This is a genomic window from Bradyrhizobium barranii subsp. apii, assembly GCF_011516635.5.
Classification (GTDB): domain Bacteria; phylum Pseudomonadota; class Alphaproteobacteria; order Rhizobiales; family Xanthobacteraceae; genus Bradyrhizobium; species Bradyrhizobium barranii.
Genome location: NZ_CP096255.1, coordinates 8,190,671 through 8,206,889 on the forward strand (window position 1 = coordinate 8,190,671; position 16,219 = coordinate 8,206,889).

Here is a 16,219-nt window from a genome sequence, read left to right on the forward strand (position 1 = left end):
TGAACTGATACAAACCGAATCATGGCCACCGCATCCTCACGATTGTCCGAACTGTCCCGCGCGACCAGCATGCGGCAGGTTCGGCTCGTCTGCGGCGTCATCCTGTTCTCCTACGTGGTGAGCCATTTCCTCAACCATGCGCTCGGCAACATCTCGGTCGATGCCATGGAGATCGGGGTCTACTATCACACGGCGTTCTGGCGGTTCCTCCCCATCGCGATCGTGTTCTATACGGCCGCGCTCACGCATATGGGGCTCGGCATCTACGCACTCTATCAGCGCCGCCAGTTCCGCTGGCGGACGATCGAGCCGCTCCAGCTCGTGCTGGGCCTGAGCATCCCGGCCCTCGTCATGGCGCATGTGATCGGCGTCCGGCTCGGCTACACGCTGTACGGACACCAGAAGCTCTATCCGCAGGAACTCTATCTGTTCTTCGTCACCTCGAACCGCATCTGGACCATGACGGTCCTGCTGATCATCGCCTGGGTCCATGGCTGCATCGGCATCTATTTCTGGCTGCGCCTGAAACCGTTCTTCGCGCGCGCCGCGCCCTATCTGCTCGCCGCCGCCGTGCTGATCCCGACGCTGTCGCTGCTCGGCGTCTACCAGGGCGGACGCAGTGTCCAGATCGAGGTCGACGACGGCGAATGGCGCACGCACAATCTCACCCGTCGCCAGCTCGGCTCGACCGCGGAAGCGGCGACGCTCGACCGCATCACCGGCGGCCTCACCATCGGCTATGTCGGCCTGCTCGGACTGGCGCTGGCGGCACGCGGCGTGCGCGCCTTGCGCGAGCGGCGCCGCGGCATGATCGCGCTGTCCTACGGCAACGGCAAGACGGTGCGCGTGCCGAAGGGTCTCTCCGTGCTGGAGGCGAGCCTGCGCCACAATGTGCCGCATGCCAGCGTCTGTGGCGGCCGCGCCCGCTGCTCGACCTGCCGCATCCGCATCATCGGTGACCATGCCGCCCTGCCCGAGCCGTCGCAGCGCGAGGCCTTCGTGCTCGCGCGCGTCGGCACCGCCGATCCCTCGATCCGGCTTGCCTGCCAGCTGCGACCGGACTCCGACCTCTCCTTCTTCCAGCTGTTCACGCCCCACACGCATTCGGCGGACGGGCAGACCTCGACATCGGCCAGAATCGGCCAGGAGCGCTACCTCGTCAGCCTGTTCGTAGACATGCGCGGTTCGACGCAACTCGCCGAAAAGCGGCTGCCGTTCGACACCGTCTTCATCGTCAACCGCTTCCTCGGCGCCGTCTCGCGGGCCGTGATCGAGAATGGCGGCCAGCCGAACCAGTTCGTCGGCGACGGCATGCTGGCGCTGTTCGGGCTGTCAGCCGATCCGGAAACCGCCTGCCGGCAAGCACTGAAGGCTGCCGCCAGCATCGCCACGCATATCGACGAGCTCAACGAGCTCCTGAGCCACGATCTCCGCCAACCGATCCGCTTCGGCATCGGCATTCACGGCGGCGAGGTCATCATCGGCGACATCGGCTATCGCGATCACATCGTCTTCACCGCGCTCGGCGATGCCGTCAACGTCGCCGCCCGGCTCCAGGACATGACCAAGACACTGGCCTGCGAAGCAATCGTCTCGGAGGAGGTCCGCCGTACCGCGGGCCTTGCCGACGATGCGCTGCCGCAGCAGGAGGTCGCGATCCGCGGCCGCGACGAGCCCCTGGCCGTGCGCGTGGTTGCGGACACGAGGCAGCTGTCGGCGCTGGTTGACCGAAGCGAGCGCGTCGCAGCTTGATTCTTCACCTCTCCCCGCTTGCGGGGAGAGGGATTGCACTTTCACTGCGGCTACAGCTCGGCAATCTCGTTACGAACGTAACACCGCGTTGCTGCAACGCAGCGACATGGGCCTGCTGCGAAAGCACGAATTGACTTCATCTCAATCGTTGCGACAGATGAGCGCGGGATCGCGGTGATGACCGCGGTCCAACGAAAAGCTCCGGGAGGAGACGAGAATGTTCGATCGACGCGACCTGCTCAAAGGAGCGGGCCTTGCCGCTATGGCGGCCACACTGAATTCCACCAAGGCGCTGGCACTCGACACCGTCACGCTTCCCTTCGCCAATGGCGAGCGGCCGCTGGTGAAATATCCGCAGAAGCGGCCGATGATCGGCCTGACCAGCCGGCCGCCGCAGCTCGAGACGCCGTTCGATCTTCAACGACGGTCCGATCACGCCGAATAACGCGTTCTTCGTCCGCTATCACCTCTCGGACCTGCCCTACAATCTGGATCCCGACAAGTTCACGCTCGAGGTCAAGGGCAAGGTCGACAAGCCGCTCAAGCTGTCGCTCAAGGACATCAGGAAAATGAAGGCGACCGAGATCGTCGCCGTCAACCAGTGCTCCGGCAACAGCCGCGGCTTCTCCGAGCCGCGTGTCGCCGGTGGCCAGCTCGCCAATGGCGCCATGGGCAATGCGCGCTGGCGCGGCGTGCCGCTGAAGGCCGTGCTCGAGATGGCGGGCGTGCAGAGCGGCGCCAAGCAGGTCACCTTCAACGGCATGGACGGCCCCGTCAGCGACAAGACGCCCGATTTCGTCAAGGCGCTCGATCTCGATCACGCCACCGACGGCGAGGTGATGCTGGCCTATGGCATGAACGGCGAGGACCTGCCGTTCCTCAACGGCTTCCCGCTGCGCCTGATCGTGCCCGGCTATTACGGCACCTACTGGGTCAAGCACCTCAACGAGATCACCGTCATCGACAATGTCTATGACGGCTTCTGGATGAAGTCGGCCTATCGCATTCCGGACACGCCGAACAATGCGGTCGAGCCGGGCACCGCGCCGAAGGCGACGATCCCGATCAACCGCTTCACCATCCGGTCCTTCATCACCAGCGTTCCCGATGGCGCCAAGCTGAAGGCCGGCGGCACGACGCTGCGCGGCATCGCCTTCGACGGCGGCAAGGGCATCAAGGACGTCCAGGTTTCCACCGACGGCGGCAAGACCTGGGTCAGCGCCAAGCTCGGCAAGGATCTCGGCAAATACTCATTCCGTGAATGGAAGCTGCCGGTGAAGCTCGCGGCGGGCGCCCACGAGCTCAAGGTGCGCGCCACCGGCAATGGCGGCGAGACCCAGCCGGATGCGCCACGCTGGAACCCGGCGGGTTATCTACGCAACGTCGTCGAAACCGTCCGCGTCAACGTGGCCTGAGGGAGAATGATCATGCAGCGCACCGTTCTCCTCGCCATCTCACTCGCCGTCGCCGCCATGGTCGGTTCGGCCCTTGCAGCGCCGCTCAACTACAAGACGCCCGACGAGGTCGCCGCCTTCAAGCCGGGCCCCAATCTCGAGGTCGTGCAGGGCAATTGCAGCGCCTGCCACTCGGCCGATTACGTCAACACGCAGCCGCCGATGAAGGACAAGAAAGGTTTTTGGCAGGCCGAGGTGACCAAGATGATCAAGGTCTATGGCGCCCCGATCGACGATGCCGATGTCGGCAAGATCGTCGATTATCTGGCCGCGACTTATTGACGGATGGCGCGCGGCGTGCCGATCAATTGACCGCGAAACGGGCAAAATCGGCAAAAACGCTGCGAAGTTGAGCGGAATTCGGCGAAATGCCGATATGGTTTGAGCTACCAAGCCGGCCACATTCCGCGATCCTGTTAGGACCGAACCGGCCGGTTGGCGGGGACTGGCGGTTCGAGATCTCGGAGGAAGACCCGCGGAGAAGACGTGATGGCTAAAGGTACGGTCAAGTGGTTCAACCCGACGAAGGGTTATGGATTTATCCAGCCTGCGTCGGGCGGCAAGGATGTGTTCGTGCATATCTCGGCAGTGCAGAAAGCCGGTCTGTCGTCCCTGAACGAAGGACAGACGGTGGAATACGAAGAGATCGCAAACCGGGGCAAGACCTCCGCAGAGAACCTCAAAGTATAAGCCCGGCAGCCTTTGCTGCCTCCCGGATCTGTCCGGGAGCCGGGCCAAAAAAATTTTAGAAGACGGCCAGTGCATTCGACGACAGGCGTTGCGATTGCACACGGAGAGCTATTTTCCCGCGAAGACCGCTCGTTCAACGCCACAGCAATGACAATCGCGACGGCCCTTCGTTAGTCCACCGGCAATGGTGCGTCGCGCTTGATCTCTTCCATCACGGCATAGGTTCGCGTCTCGCGCACGCCCGGCATCGACAGCAACGTCTCGCCGAGAAAGCGTCGATAGGCGGTCATGTCCGCAAGCCGCGCCTTCACAAGATAGTCGAAGCCGCCTGCAACCATGTGACACTCCAGCACCTCGGGCGCGAGTTTCACCGCGCGCGCGAACCGCTCGAAAATGTCGGGCGTGGTCTTGTCGAGCAGCACCTCGACGAACACCAGAAGCCCCAGGCCGAGCCGGTGCGGATTGAGCCGCGCGCCGTAGCCCTCGACAAAGCCCTCCCGCTGCAACCGCTTCAGCCGCTCGCCGACCGAGGTCGGCGACAGCCCGATGCGTTCGGCGAGCTCGACATTGGCGATGCGCCCGTCCTGCTGCAGAATTGAGAGAATCTTCCGGTCGATTCGATCGAGTTCCATATTTTATGCGGCCAATACGCCAATGATCTTCATTTCCTAAGGCAAATTGGCTAACTTGTCTATCGAACTACGGTCTAGCGGGCCTTATCCTGGATTCGAGCCACAGGACACGCCATGCCCAACATCCCGCCGCCCTTCACCGCCCCCTACGCGCCCGACGATGCCGAGCTTGCCGCGCAGCTCTTGCCGGCTTCGCATCTCAGTCCGCCGCAGGAGGCGCGGGTCGACCGCACCGCGACGCGGCTGATCGAGGCGATCCGCAAGCGCGACGACCGGCTTGGCGGGGTCGAGGACATGCTGCGGGAGTTCGCGCTCTCGACCAAGGAGGGGCTCGCCCTGATGGTGCTGGCCGAGGCGCTGCTCCGCGTGCCCGACGCGCGCACCGCCGACCAGTTCATCGAGGACAAGCTCGGCGAAGGCGACTTCATCCACCACGAGACCAAGTCCACGGCCTTCCTGGTCAATGCCTCGGCCTGGGCGCTCGGCCTCTCGGCGCGGGTGATCCAGCCCGGCGAGACGCCCGACGGCACCATCGGCCGGCTGGTGAAGCGGCTGGGCGCGCCGGCGGTGCGCACCGCCACGCGCCAGGCGATGCGGCTGATGGGCAATCATTTCGTGCTGGGCGAGACCATCGAGCAGGCGCTGGAGCGAGGCCGTCCGCGCTCCGGTCAGAAGACGCGCTACTCCTTCGACATGCTCGGCGAAGGCGCGCGCACCGCGGCGGACGCCAGGCGCTATTTCGACGCCTATGCCAGCGCGATCGAGACCATCGGCAAGGCGGCGGGCAGCCATCCCCTGCCCGACCGTCCCGGCATCTCCGTCAAGCTCTCGGCGCTGCATCCGCGCTTCGAGGCGATCAGCCGCAACCGCGTGATGGGCGAGTTGGTACCGCAACTGCTGGACCTGGCGCAGCGCGCCAAGGCCCATGATTTGAACTTCACCGTCGATGCCGAGGAAGCCGACCGGCTGGAGCTGTCGCTCGACGTGATCGCGGCGACGCTCGCCGACCCCTCGCTCAGCGGCTGGGACGGCTTTGGGCTGGCGATCCAGGCCTATCAGAAGCGCGCGAGCGCCGTGATCGACTATGTCGACGCGCTCGCCCGCAAGCTGATGGTGCGGCTGGTCAAGGGCGCCTATTGGGACACCGAGATCAAGCGCGCGCAGGAGCGCGGGCTGGACGGCTATCCCGTGTTCACGCGCAAGGCGATGACGGATCTGAACTACGTCGCCTGCGCTTCGAAGCTTTTGAGTCTGCGGCCACGCATCTTTCCGCAATTCGCCACCCACAACGCGCTGACGGTCGCGACCGTGCTGGAGCTTGCGCAAGATGGCGGCGGCTTCGAATTCCAGCGCCTGCACGGCATGGGCGAAGCGCTTTATGAACAGCTCGCCAAGGATCATCCTGATATCGCCTATCGTACCTATGCCCCGGTCGGCAGCCATCGCGACCTGCTCGCCTATCTGGTGCGGCGGCTGCTGGAGAACGGCGCCAACTCGTCGTTCGTGGCGCAGGCGGCCGACTATCGCGTGCCGGTTGTCGCGCTGTTGCAGCGTCCGGCCGATGCCATCGTCCGGCCGCAAGCGGCGGCCCATCCCAAAATTCCGCTGCCGGGCGATCTGTTCGCGCCGGAGCGGCGCAATTCGCGCGGCGTTGAATTCGGCGCGCGCGCGGCGCTCGACCGGCTGCTGGCGGACGTGAAGGCCGAGGCCACCAACCTCAAGCCCATCGCCGACACAACGCCGGGCCAGGCCAACGCGGCGGTGACGGCTGCGCGCGCCGGTTTTGCCGCCTGGAGCCGAACGCCGGCGGCCACGCGCGCGGCCGCACTGGAGCAGGCCGCGCATCTGTTGGAGAGCCGGAGCGTCCATTTCATCGCGCTGCTGCAAGCCGAGGGCGGCAAGACGCTGGACGATGCGCTATCGGAGCTGCGCGAGGCCGCCGACTTCTGCCGCTACTATGCCGCGCAGGGTCGAAAGCTGTTCGGCGTTGATCCCGCCATGCCGGGCCCGACCGGCGAGAGCAATGCGCTCGCCATGCGCGGGCGCGGCGCCTTCGTCGCTATCTCGCCGTGGAATTTTCCACTGGCGATCTTCCTGGGCCAGGTCACCGCGGCATTGATGGCCGGCAACAGCGTCGTCGCAAAACCCGCCGAGCAGACGCCGCGCATCGCGCGTGAGGCCGTGGCCCTGCTGCACGAGGCCGGCATTCCCAGGAGCGCGCTGCATCTCGTCACCGGCGACGGCCGCATCGGCGCCGTGCTGACCGCGCATGCCGACATCGCCGGCGTCGTCTTCACCGGCTCGACCGAGGTCGCGCGCCTGATCAACCGGACGCTCGCCGCCAAGGACGGGCCGATCGTGCCGCTGATCGCGGAGACCGGCGGCATCAACGCCATGATCGCGGATGCAACCGCGCTGCCCGAGCAGGTCGCCGACGACGTCGTGACCTCGGCCTTCCGCTCCGCCGGCCAGCGCTGCTCGGCGCTGCGGCTGCTGTTCGTGCAGGAGGATGTCGCCGACCGCATGATCGAGATGATCGCGGGCGCGGCGCGCGAACTCAGAATTGGTGATCCCGCAGATGTCGCGACCCACGTCGGTCCAGTGATCGACGCCGAGGCCAAGCAGCGCCTCGATGCGCATATCGCGCGGATGAAGAGCGAGGCGCGTCTGCACTTTGCCGGCACGGCGCCGGAGGGCTGCTTCGTCGCCCCGCACATTTTCGAGCTCAAGGACGCCGGCCAACTCACCGAGGAGGTGTTCGGCCCGATCCTGCACGTCGTGCGCTATCGCGCGGAAAACCTCAACCGCGTCCTGCAAGCGATCGAGCGCAGCGGTTATGGACTTACGCTCGGCGTTCACTCCCGGATCGACGACACCATCGAGGCGATCATCGATCGCGTGCAGGTCGGCAACATCTATGTCAACCGCAACATGATCGGCGCCGTGGTCGGCGTGCAGCCATTCGGCGGCAACGGGCTGTCCGGAACCGGCCCGAAAGCGGGCGGCCCGCATTATCTCGCGCGCTTTGCGACCGAGCAGACGGTGACGATCAACACCGCGGCAGCCGGCGGCAATGCCGCGCTGCTTGCGGGGGAGGAGTGAAGCCCTGCGCCTGGCGCCGTTGCATCCCGGCAAAACATCGGTCTAATGCTGCCATGACTTGGCCCGCGCCAATTCCAGCGCGCGGGAAACAACAAGAGCGAGGGAGCTACGCCGCGATGGAAAAGGGCATTTTTGCAGGGCTCAAGGTTCTGGACTGCGCGAGCTTCATCGCAGCGCCCGCGGCCGCGACCGTGCTGTCGGATTTCGGCGCCGACGTCATCAAGATCGAGCCGCCCGGCGCCGGCGACCCCTACCGCAATCTGCCCAACATTCCGGGCTATCCGACCAGCGAGCACAATTTCGCCTGGCTGCTGGAGGCGCGCAACAAGAAGAGCATCGCGCTCGACCTCGCAAAGCCCGAGGCGCAGGCCGTGCTCTACAAGCTGGTCGAAGAGGCCGACGTCTTCATCACCAACATGCCGCCGCCGGTGCGCGCCAAGCTCGGTATCACCTATGACCACCTCGCCCATCTCAACGACCGGCTGATCTACGCCTCCTTCACCGGCTATGGCGAGAAGGGCGAAGAGGCCAACAAGCCCGGCTTCGACAGCAACGCCTATTGGGCGCGCTCCGGCCTGATGGACCTCGTCCGCGCCGACACCCACACGACGCCGGCTCGCTCGGTCGCCGGCATGGGCGACCATCCCTGCGCCATGGCGTTCTATGGCGCCATCGTCACCGCGCTGTATCAGCGCGAGAAGACCGGCAAGGGCTCGCATGTCGCCTCCAATCTGATGGCGAACGGGGTGTGGGCCGCGGGCACGCTGGCGCAGGCCAAGCTCTGCGGCGCCAGGTTCGCCGAGCGGCGGCCTCGCGAGCGCGCGCTGAATGCGGTCGCCAACCACTACCAGTGCAGGGACGGCCGCTGGCTGATCCTGTCGCTGCTGAGCGAGGAGAAGCAGTTTCCGACGCTCGCCAAATGCCTGGGACGCGAAGACCTGATCACCGATCCGCGCTTCGCCACCAAGGCTGACCGACACGCCCGCTCGGTCGAGCTGATCAAGATCTTCGACGAGACGTTTGCCACCAGGGATCTCGCTGAATGGCGAAAAATTCTCGACGGCAACGGCCTCGTGTTCGGCATCGTCGGCATTCTCGACGACATCCCCAACGACAAGCAGATGCTCGACAACGAGGTGCTGGTGCCGTTCGAGAACGACACCATGCTCACCATCTCCAGCCCGATCTGGATCGACGGCGCCAAGAAGGTCCAGCCGCGCAAGCCGCCCGCCGTCGGCGAGCACAGTGACGAGATTTTGCGCGGCGCGGGATACGACGAGAAGGCGATCAAGCAGCTGCGGGGTTCGGGAGCTGTTGGTTAGGGTTGGCACGCTCCCGCAATCTCGTCATTGCGAGCGCAGCGAAGCAATCCAGAATCCCACCGCGGATGCATTGCTGGATTGCTTCGCTGCGCTCGCAATGACGGCGTGGAAGCATCCCGGTATAACGATCGGCAAAGATCCCGCCGCGAGGCCCTCATGCCCAGCTACCGCCTGCACTACTTCCCGGAATCCGGCAACAGCTACAAGCTGGCGTTGATGCTGACGCTTTGCGGCGAGACGTTCGAGCCGGTGTGGACCGATTTTGGCGGCGGCGTCACGCGCACGGCGGAATGGCGCAAGGCCGTGAACGCGATGGGGGAGATTCCCGTGCTCGAGGTCGACGGCGTGAAGATGACGCAGACCGCGCCATTGCTGCTGAAGCTTGCCGGGCAGTACGGCCGTTTCGGCGCCGAGACCGAGGACGAGAAGTTCGAGCTGCTGCGCTGGCTGTTCTGGGACAACCACAAGCTCACGGGTTACATGGCGACCTATCGCTTCATGCGGGCGTTCACCGAGAAAAACGATCCGCAGGTGCTGAAGCATTTTCGCCGGCGGCTCGAGGACTTCCTCGGCATTCTCGACGGACATCTCCAGCACAATGCCTTTGCGATCGGGACGAGGCCGACGGTCGCCGATATCTCGATGATGGCCTACCTGCACTATCCGAGCGACGAGCACGGTTTTGATTTCGCGGCGAGCCACCCTGCCATTCACGCCTGGCTCGGCCGCATGGCCGCGCTGCCCGGCTGGAAGCCGGCCTATGAGCTGCTGCCGGGACAGCGGATGACGAACTACGCGAAGTGAGCGTTAGCGCTGAACTCTCCGAGCCGCCATGGCCGGGCTTGTCCCGGCCATCCACGATCTTGAGCGCGGACACCGGAACGTGGATGCCCGGGACAAGCCCGGGCATGACGAAAGAAAGCCCGGCTTACCGCAGCGCCAGCCAGCCCAGCGTGAACAAAATCCCGCCGACGATCACGACCACCGCGACCGCCCATGTGCTGACGCGGATGCTGCCGGTGACCTGCTTGGCTTCCTCATTGCGCGCGATCTCGCGATTGCGCTCCTTGTCGGCGTCGCTGGTCTCAGTCATGGGTCATCCAAACCGGTTGCGGGTTTTATCTGGCGCGTGATCTTTTCGAAAAACCGCTACACACTTTTCCGGATCACGCGCTAACGCGTCTTGATGAAGCACATGCCGATGCGGCTCGATGCCGCGGCAGCCTGACAGGTGAGACCTTTAGCACAGCTCCATGACGTAAAACTCTTATCCGGCGCTCCCGATCCCGCATTTTGCAGGGCACAATGGGCACCCCAGCCATCCTGATATTCGGTGCCGGCCAGCTCCCCGCTGCCGCGGGTCTGCGGCCGGCTGGCAAATCCGCGTGAGAAATCAGGGCGTTTGCCCACGGCGAATGCGGTCAGGATGTCGCGGCGGCGGACCTGGTCGCCGAAGAAGTGCGGCGAGGCCGGCACGATGGTGGAATTCGACGGCTTGTCCGCCAGCCAATCGACGCCCGGAAAATGGAAGCCGCCGATGCCGCGGGTCTGGTGGCAGCCGGCGCAGGTGACGTCGTTGAGGCGGCGCTGGAAGCCCGCGACCGAGCGGACGTTCTGCATGTCGATGCCACGCGCCGCCGCCTGCTTCAGCGCGCCGACCACGTCGTTGTCGGTGAAGACCGGCTCGCCCTTGTTGCTGTCCCTGTCCTCCCCTTGCACCATGCCGAACTCCGGCTGCAATGGCGAAGCGTCAAGGCCCGCCGGCGTCGGCACCACCGCGGCCTTGGCCAGGAATGTCTCGGGGATCAGCACCGTGCCGCGATCGAACTCGCGGAGATTTTCCGGCGCAAGCAGCCAGGCCTTGAAGTCACGTCGAAGATCGTTGTCGGCGAGGATGCGGTCGAGATCGATCTGGTTCTCCAGCGTCGATTCCTCGAACGTCTTCGTTGCGGCGTTATATTTGAACACCTTGAGCAGATAGTCGGAGCGGAAATCGTGCAGTGCCGATTTCGGCGCGATCGAGATCTGGATATTGGTCTCGATGCGATCGAGCATGGCGTCGGAAGGGGAGATGCCGCCGCCGATCAGCCCCTGCCAGTCGCCATTGTCGAGCCAGCGCCGCGCGACCTCGGTGCAGGTAACAGGCTTTCCGTTCGCATCGGTCTGGCGCGCATCGCGTGCCTTCATCACCAGATTGAACGTCATCGGCAGGCGCGTTGCGGTCTTGCCACCTTCCGGCTTACTCTCGAAACGCACCAGCCGATAAATCAGCCTGATCTCGCCGCACGACTCCTCCGCGACATAGGCGCGGTCCATGCGATTGACGATGCCCGCCAGCACGAAGCGGGTGTCGCGGGATTTGAGATTGGCCCGATCGAACAGCTGCACGTCAAAGCCTTCGCCGACGCCGATGGTCTCGGTCGGGTACGCCGCCTTCTGCCTGATGATGTAGCGGTCGAACTCCGCGTCGATCGCGGGTGGAATTCCCTTGAGCTGCGACAGCGACGAGAACAGCAAATCGGTCGTCAGCGGAACGTGTGCGTTCCGCTCCGGCCATAGCAGGCGCGAGATCGTAAGCGAATCGTTCTGGTCGAGCTTGCGGAGCAGATCGGGATCGATGATCGCCGTGCCGCGCGTCAACGGCGCGTTCTCCGCTGCGAAAAGCGAAACAGTCCCGCCAAGCAAGACGGCGGCAGCAAGGAGAATTCGCAACGCGCGGCTCATGCCTTCAGTAACACCGCGTAAGCCGGCCTATTCAAGTCAAAAGGCGCCTCACATGGTGGTGAAGCGCCTCTTTCGATGTCGGATATCGAACGCTCAGCGCGCGACGATCAGGCCCTTGCTGGTGACGACGACCCAGCGGCCGTCCTGACGGCGGATCGCATCGACGCGGCCAATTCCGGGGATGGGGTCACCGGCATAGACCTCGTAGAGGCCTCCGCGGCCCTCGATCAGCGCACCGCCATTGGCGACGTCGCGCAGCACCCAGCCGTCGATCGTCGGCAACCGGCCGACCTCGGTCTTGGGCGCGGCAGGGGCCGGAACCGGTGCGGCGGTGGCGGTCGCAACCTGGGTCGGCGCGATCGAGCCGGTGGTCTCCTTCGCGGCGGCGGCTGCGGCCTGCGTGGGGGCCGCGGGCGGCGTGGCGCGGAGCTTGTCGACGGTCTCGGACAGCTTTGCGATTTTGGCCATCGGCTCGGCCTGGGCCTTCTCGAGCTTGTCGAGACGGTCATTGGCCCGGTTGAACTGGCTGAGGCCAGTCTTGGAGGTGTGCTCGACATTCGCCTTCAGTGCAACGACATCGGCATCGATCCGGGCAACCGAGGATTCCAGCGCGCTGGTGTCGGCGACCTGCGCCGGGGCGGGGGCCTGGGCTGCGAAATGCATCATGCCGGCGGTCGCGAGCGCGCCGCTGATGGCGCCGACACTGGCTGCAATCGCCACCACCGCGGCCATCGCCGACACGCGGCGCTTGCCGCCGGCCTCGCGCGGCTCGTCCGCCTTCACATGCGGGGCAAACTCTTCGCGCTCCCAGGAGCGCTCCGACGGTGCCATGACGATGAGCTTGCCGAGCTTCGGCTCGGGCTTGGTCTCGGACTTCGGCACCTCGATCCGCGGCGGCTCGACCTTGGGGGCTTCCGCCTTGACGGGATCCGGCTTGGGCGGCGACTCATGGTCGGGGGCGATCGAGGGGGCCTCGATGCCGGCAGCCTCGACGGCCTGCGGCGCGGTCGCAGCTTCCACGACGCTCGTATCCTGAGCAGCCTGCTCAGCCATTGGTTCGCTCACAGTTCGAATACTCCACTCTGGATTGACCTTTTGGTAACTTTCATTGCTTGCGAAATCCTTACTTCGGGACCCGCTTACCGAAATTTTAGGAAGTCATCCGGGGCCGAATTGGGCCGGGAACGTGGAACCGGTGTGGCGGGCCTGAAACAAATTGTAAGCGGGGGAAGATGAACGGCCGCGGAATGGCTGCCTCCACACCGTCATTGCGAGCGCAGCGAAGCAATCCAGAGGCACTGCGGAAAGGCTCTGGATTGCTTCGCTACGCTCGCAATGTCGGAATGTGGATCATCGGCCGCCGTTCACATCACGACCGGCGCATCCGGCAGCTCGTTCGCATGCGGGCCCTGCGGCGGGAAATGTCGCGACAGCTCGCGCGACACCGCCGCGATGCCGCCGATCACGCCGTGCTCGAACTGGCCGGAGGCGAACTCGGCTTCCATCGCGCGGCAGATGCTCTCCCAGCCCTCCGCACCAACCTTCGCATCGATGCCGCGATCGGCAACGATTTCGACGTCGCGGTCGGCGAGCAGGAGATAGATCAGGACGCCGTTGTTGTGCGCGGTGTCCCAGATACGCAAGAGAGAGAACACATCGAGCGCGCGCTCTCGGGCCGGCTGGTTGCGGAACAGTGGCCTGCCGTCGAGCGCGCCTTCGACGACGAAGCGGACCTGGCCGGAATGTGTGCTCTCACCCTGCTTGATCGCCTGCTCGATGCGGGCGAGCACCTTTGGCGGGAAGATTTGCTTCGCCCGCCAATGATGCTGCACGAGATGTCTGGCAATGCGCTTGATGCTCATGACCGCTACCAGCTCCCCGAGGCGCCGCCGCCGCCAAAACTGCCACCACCGCCACTGAAGCCGCCACTGAAGCCGCCGCTGTCGCTGGACGACGATCCGCTGCTCCAGCCGCCCCCCGAGGAGCCGCTCGACCACGAGCCGCCGCGCGACGACCCCGAGCTTGGCGCCATCGCCGCAAACAGATCGGCGATGAAGCCGATGACGAAGCCCAGCGCTCCGAGCGCGAGCGCGATTGCAAAGGACCCGAGAATGAGCCAGGTCAGCGCTGCGATGATGCCGCCGGTCGCCAATGAGCCAAGCAGCCGCCCCAGCATGGCCCGGAAGAAGCCGCCAACCCCGATCGAGGCGAACAGCGTCACAATGAACAGCGGCGCAATATCGTCCAGATTGCCGAAATTCACGGTCGGCGAAGGTACCGGCAGCGGCTCGCCGTCGATCACGCGGATCATGCGATCGACGCCATCCGAGATGCCGCCGGCGAAATCGCCCGTCCTGAATTTCGGCGTGATGATCTCGTCGATGATGCGCCGGGACGTCACGTCGGTGAGCGCGCCCTCGAGGCCGTAACCGACCTCGATGCGCAAATGGCGATCGTTCTTGGCGACGACGAGGATCGCGCCGTCGTCCACCTTCTTGCGGCCGACCTTCCAGGCGTCGGCGACGCGGATCGAGAACTGCTCGATCGTCTCCGGCTGGGTCGTCGGTACAATCAGGACGGCGACCTGGCTGCCTTTTCGAGTCTCGAAGTCTCGCAGCTTTTGCGACAGCGCGGCGACGTCGGCGCTGGAGAGTGTACCAGTCTGATCGACCACGCGGCCGGTGAGTTGCGGCACCGCGACATCGGCCAAGGCGGGGAAATTGAATGCGAGGAGGAGTGCGAATACCGCTATCGCTTGCCACAACCTCGCTGTCATCGCCCGGCTTGACCGGGCGATCCAGTATTCCAGAGACGCCAGCGGATTACGGAGAAGCTGCGGCGTACTGGATTCCCCGCTTTCGCGGGGAATGACAGCGGAGGATGTGGTGCGCATCGGGGCTAAGCGCGCTTACTTCGACGGCGCGGGCGCCGGGTTGAAATCGACCTTCGGCGCGGTCGAGATCTCCTTTTCGTTCTCGACCGCGAAATTCGGCTTCTCCTTGTAGCCGAACATCATCGCGGTGAGGTTGCTCGGGAAGGAGCGAATGGTGACGTTATAGTCCTGCACCGCCTTGATGTAGCGGTTGCGCGCGACCGTGATGCGGTTCTCGGTCCCTTCGAGCTGCGACATCAGATCCTTGAACAGCGCGTCCGACTTGAGCTGCGGGTAGTTCTCGGTGACGACCAGGAGGCGCGACAGCGCGCTGGAGAGCTCGCCCTGGGCGGCCTGGAACTTCTGGAAGGCGGCGGGATCGTTCAGCACCTCGGGTGTCGCCTGGATGCTGCCGACCTTGGCGCGCGCATTGGTGACGCCGAGCAGCACGTCCTTCTCCTGCTGCGCAAAGCCCTTTACCGAGTTGACGAGATTGGGCACGAGATCGGCGCGCCGCTGATACTGGTTCACGACCTCGGACCAGTTGCCCTTGATCTGCTCGTCCTCGCTCTGGATGGCGTTGTAGCCGCAATTGGTCAGGCTCAGCGAGGCCAGAGCCGCCAGCACGGTCAGGATCTTGCGCATCAAATTCCTCCCGGTGAAATCTGGCGTAAACTATCAGATTGAACGCGCGCGGTGCCAGACATCTTGTGCCGGCGGCGCGAAAAGCAGCCGACTGACGCAAGCCCCTTGCCTATCCCTGGCCGACATAGTCAACTTGAGCAAAACAAGAACGGAAACGCCAAGGGGAACGCGATGAGCTCGTTCGAGACCATCCTCGTGGAGCGGCCGGAGCCGGCGATTGTCCGGATCGTGATGAACCGGCCCGAGGCGCGCAACGCGCAGAACCTGCAGATGACCTACGACCTCAATGCCGCCTTCGACGAAGCGGTGCAGGACGACGCGGTCAAGGTGATCATCCTCGCCGGCAACGGGCCGCATTTCTCCTCGGGGCACGATCTACGTCCCGGCGGCAAGAATACCGCAGGCGTCGATTTTCCGCCGGTAGGAAATTGGGGTGGCTTCGCCGAACCGAACGCGCATGGCCGCTTCGCGCGCGAACAGGAAATCTATCTCCAGATCACGCGGCGCTGGCGCAACCTCGCCAAGCCGACCATTGCCGAGGTGCACGGCAAGTGCATCGCCGGCGGGTTGATGCTGGCCTGGGCCTGCGACCTCATCGTCGCCAGCGACGATGCGCAGTTCTGCGATCCCGTGGTGACCATGGGCGTCTGCGGGGTCGAATGGTTCGTACATCCCTGGGAGCTCGGCCCGCGCAAGGCGAAGGAATTCCTGTTCACGGCCGACGCATGGAGTGCGCAGGAGGCGCATCAGCTCGGCATGGTCAACCGGGTCGTGCCGCGCGCGGAGCTTTCAGCGTCGGTGCTGGAGCTGGCGCGCCGGATCGCATCAAAGCCGTCGTTCGCGCTGAAGCTGACCAAGGAGGCGGTGAACCGCTCGGTCGATGTGATGGGCCAGCCCGCCGCGATCGACCAGGCCTTTGCGCTGCATCAGCTCTGTCACGCCCATAACCTTCAGCAGTTCGGCATGGTGGTCGATCCATCAGGACTGCATCCCTCCGTGCGCAAGCCGCCGGCGGCCGCGGAGTAA

Annotated in this window: 14 protein-coding genes and 1 pseudogene; 8 read left to right on the top strand and 7 right to left on the bottom strand. The window is 64.9% G+C overall.

Features of this window, described 5'->3' with window-relative positions; all coding sequences use genetic code 11:
- The first annotated feature begins 21 nt into the window (after nucleotides 1–21).
- From HAP41_RS39275 to HAP41_RS39290, 4 genes and pseudogenes are all read left to right on the top strand, one after another.
- On the top strand, nucleotides 22–1,752 hold the full coding sequence (locus HAP41_RS39275; protein ID WP_175618002.1) for an adenylate/guanylate cyclase domain-containing protein: 1,731 nt from the start codon (nucleotides 22–24) through the stop codon (nucleotides 1,750–1,752).
- A 217-nt stretch (nucleotides 1,753–1,969) separates the two neighbouring features.
- A pseudogene (gene sorA, locus HAP41_RS39280) lies at nucleotides 1,970–3,167 on the top strand (SorA family sulfite dehydrogenase catalytic subunit).
- A gap of 12 nt (nucleotides 3,168–3,179) precedes the next feature.
- Nucleotides 3,180–3,488, top strand: coding sequence for a SorB family sulfite dehydrogenase c-type cytochrome subunit (gene sorB / locus HAP41_RS39285; protein ID WP_071917135.1), 309 nt, complete (start codon nucleotides 3,180–3,182; stop codon nucleotides 3,486–3,488).
- A gap of 207 nt (nucleotides 3,489–3,695) precedes the next feature.
- Complete coding sequence (locus HAP41_RS39290; RefSeq protein WP_008134691.1) at nucleotides 3,696–3,896, top strand: cold-shock protein; 201 nt, start codon at nucleotides 3,696–3,698, stop codon at nucleotides 3,894–3,896.
- A 170-nt stretch (nucleotides 3,897–4,066) separates the two neighbouring features.
- Here HAP41_RS39290 and HAP41_RS39295 read toward each other — a convergent pair whose 3' ends face one another.
- Nucleotides 4,067–4,528, bottom strand: coding sequence for an Lrp/AsnC ligand binding domain-containing protein (locus HAP41_RS39295; RefSeq protein ID WP_166081550.1), 462 nt, complete (start codon nucleotides 4,526–4,528; stop codon nucleotides 4,067–4,069).
- Between the two features lie 114 nt (nucleotides 4,529–4,642).
- On the opposite strand from HAP41_RS39295, the gene putA reads away from it, so the two are divergent.
- The 3 genes from putA (at nucleotide 4,643) to HAP41_RS39310 (ending at nucleotide 9,756) form a co-directional block, all read left to right on the top strand.
- Complete coding sequence (gene putA / locus HAP41_RS39300) at nucleotides 4,643–7,630, top strand: bifunctional proline dehydrogenase/L-glutamate gamma-semialdehyde dehydrogenase PutA (RefSeq protein WP_166081533.1); 2,988 nt, start codon at nucleotides 4,643–4,645, stop codon at nucleotides 7,628–7,630.
- A gap of 116 nt (nucleotides 7,631–7,746) precedes the next feature.
- The gene (locus HAP41_RS39305) at nucleotides 7,747–8,952 is read left to right on the top strand and encodes a CaiB/BaiF CoA transferase family protein (RefSeq protein ID WP_166081495.1); all 1,206 of its coding nucleotides are present in this window, start codon (nucleotides 7,747–7,749) and stop codon (nucleotides 8,950–8,952) included.
- 156 nt (nucleotides 8,953–9,108) lie between these two features.
- Nucleotides 9,109–9,756, top strand: coding sequence for a glutathione S-transferase family protein (locus HAP41_RS39310; RefSeq protein ID WP_166081477.1), 648 nt, complete (start codon nucleotides 9,109–9,111; stop codon nucleotides 9,754–9,756).
- A 124-nt stretch (nucleotides 9,757–9,880) separates the two neighbouring features.
- Here HAP41_RS39310 and HAP41_RS39315 read toward each other — a convergent pair whose 3' ends face one another.
- The 6 genes from HAP41_RS39315 to HAP41_RS39340 form a co-directional block, all read right to left on the bottom strand.
- Entirely contained in the window at nucleotides 9,881–10,045 is a 165-nt protein-coding gene (locus HAP41_RS39315; RefSeq protein ID WP_166081473.1) for a hypothetical protein, read from the bottom strand.
- Nucleotides 10,046–10,125: 80 nt separating this feature from the next.
- Entirely contained in the window at nucleotides 10,126–11,676 is a 1,551-nt protein-coding gene (locus HAP41_RS39320; protein WP_166081465.1) for a hypothetical protein, read from the bottom strand.
- A 93-nt stretch (nucleotides 11,677–11,769) separates the two neighbouring features.
- Complete coding sequence (locus HAP41_RS39325; protein ID WP_166081457.1) at nucleotides 11,770–12,729, bottom strand: hypothetical protein; 960 nt, start codon at nucleotides 12,727–12,729, stop codon at nucleotides 11,770–11,772.
- A 311-nt stretch (nucleotides 12,730–13,040) separates the two neighbouring features.
- Nucleotides 13,041–13,538 carry a TPM domain-containing protein gene (locus HAP41_RS39330; protein ID WP_166081436.1) on the bottom strand — a complete coding sequence of 166 codons (498 nt, stop codon included), beginning with the start codon at nucleotides 13,536–13,538 and terminating at the stop codon, nucleotides 13,041–13,043.
- 5 nt (nucleotides 13,539–13,543) lie between these two features.
- Nucleotides 13,544–14,452 carry a TPM domain-containing protein gene (locus HAP41_RS39335; RefSeq protein WP_166081426.1) on the bottom strand — a complete coding sequence of 303 codons (909 nt, stop codon included), beginning with the start codon at nucleotides 14,450–14,452 and terminating at the stop codon, nucleotides 13,544–13,546.
- A gap of 132 nt (nucleotides 14,453–14,584) precedes the next feature.
- Nucleotides 14,585–15,193, bottom strand: coding sequence for a LemA family protein (locus tag HAP41_RS39340; protein ID WP_063985447.1), 609 nt, complete (start codon nucleotides 15,191–15,193; stop codon nucleotides 14,585–14,587).
- 171 nt (nucleotides 15,194–15,364) lie between these two features.
- Here HAP41_RS39340 and HAP41_RS39345 point away from each other — a divergent pair, with 171 nt between their 5' ends.
- Nucleotides 15,365–16,219, top strand: a complete 855-nt coding sequence (locus tag HAP41_RS39345) for an enoyl-CoA hydratase (RefSeq protein ID WP_166081414.1) — start codon at nucleotides 15,365–15,367, stop codon at nucleotides 16,217–16,219.

Bases quoted from the DNA above. Each gene is read 5' to 3' on its own strand.
- HAP41_RS39275 (WP_175618002.1), top strand. From the start codon at position 22: ATGGCCACCGCATCCTCACGATTGTCCGAACTGTCCCGCGCGACCAGC.
- sorB (WP_071917135.1), top strand. From the start codon at position 3,180: ATGCAGCGCACCGTTCTCCTCGCCATCTCACTCGCCGTCGCCGCCATG.
- HAP41_RS39290 (WP_008134691.1), top strand. From the start codon at position 3,696: ATGGCTAAAGGTACGGTCAAGTGGTTCAACCCGACGAAGGGTTATGGA.
- HAP41_RS39295 (WP_166081550.1), bottom strand. From the start codon at position 4,528: ATGGAACTCGATCGAATCGACCGGAAGATTCTCTCAATTCTGCAGCAG.
- putA (WP_166081533.1), top strand. From the start codon at position 4,643: ATGCCCAACATCCCGCCGCCCTTCACCGCCCCCTACGCGCCCGACGAT.
- HAP41_RS39305 (WP_166081495.1), top strand. From the start codon at position 7,747: ATGGAAAAGGGCATTTTTGCAGGGCTCAAGGTTCTGGACTGCGCGAGC.
- HAP41_RS39310 (WP_166081477.1), top strand. From the start codon at position 9,109: ATGCCCAGCTACCGCCTGCACTACTTCCCGGAATCCGGCAACAGCTAC.
- HAP41_RS39315 (WP_166081473.1), bottom strand. From the start codon at position 10,045: ATGACTGAGACCAGCGACGCCGACAAGGAGCGCAATCGCGAGATCGCG.
- HAP41_RS39320 (WP_166081465.1), bottom strand. From the start codon at position 11,676: ATGAGCCGCGCGTTGCGAATTCTCCTTGCTGCCGCCGTCTTGCTTGGC.
- HAP41_RS39325 (WP_166081457.1), bottom strand. From the start codon at position 12,729: ATGGCTGAGCAGGCTGCTCAGGATACGAGCGTCGTGGAAGCTGCGACC.
- HAP41_RS39330 (WP_166081436.1), bottom strand. From the start codon at position 13,538: ATGAGCATCAAGCGCATTGCCAGACATCTCGTGCAGCATCATTGGCGG.
- HAP41_RS39335 (WP_166081426.1), bottom strand. From the start codon at position 14,452: ATGACAGCGAGGTTGTGGCAAGCGATAGCGGTATTCGCACTCCTCCTC.
- HAP41_RS39340 (WP_063985447.1), bottom strand. From the start codon at position 15,193: ATGCGCAAGATCCTGACCGTGCTGGCGGCTCTGGCCTCGCTGAGCCTG.
- HAP41_RS39345 (WP_166081414.1), top strand. From the start codon at position 15,365: ATGAGCTCGTTCGAGACCATCCTCGTGGAGCGGCCGGAGCCGGCGATT.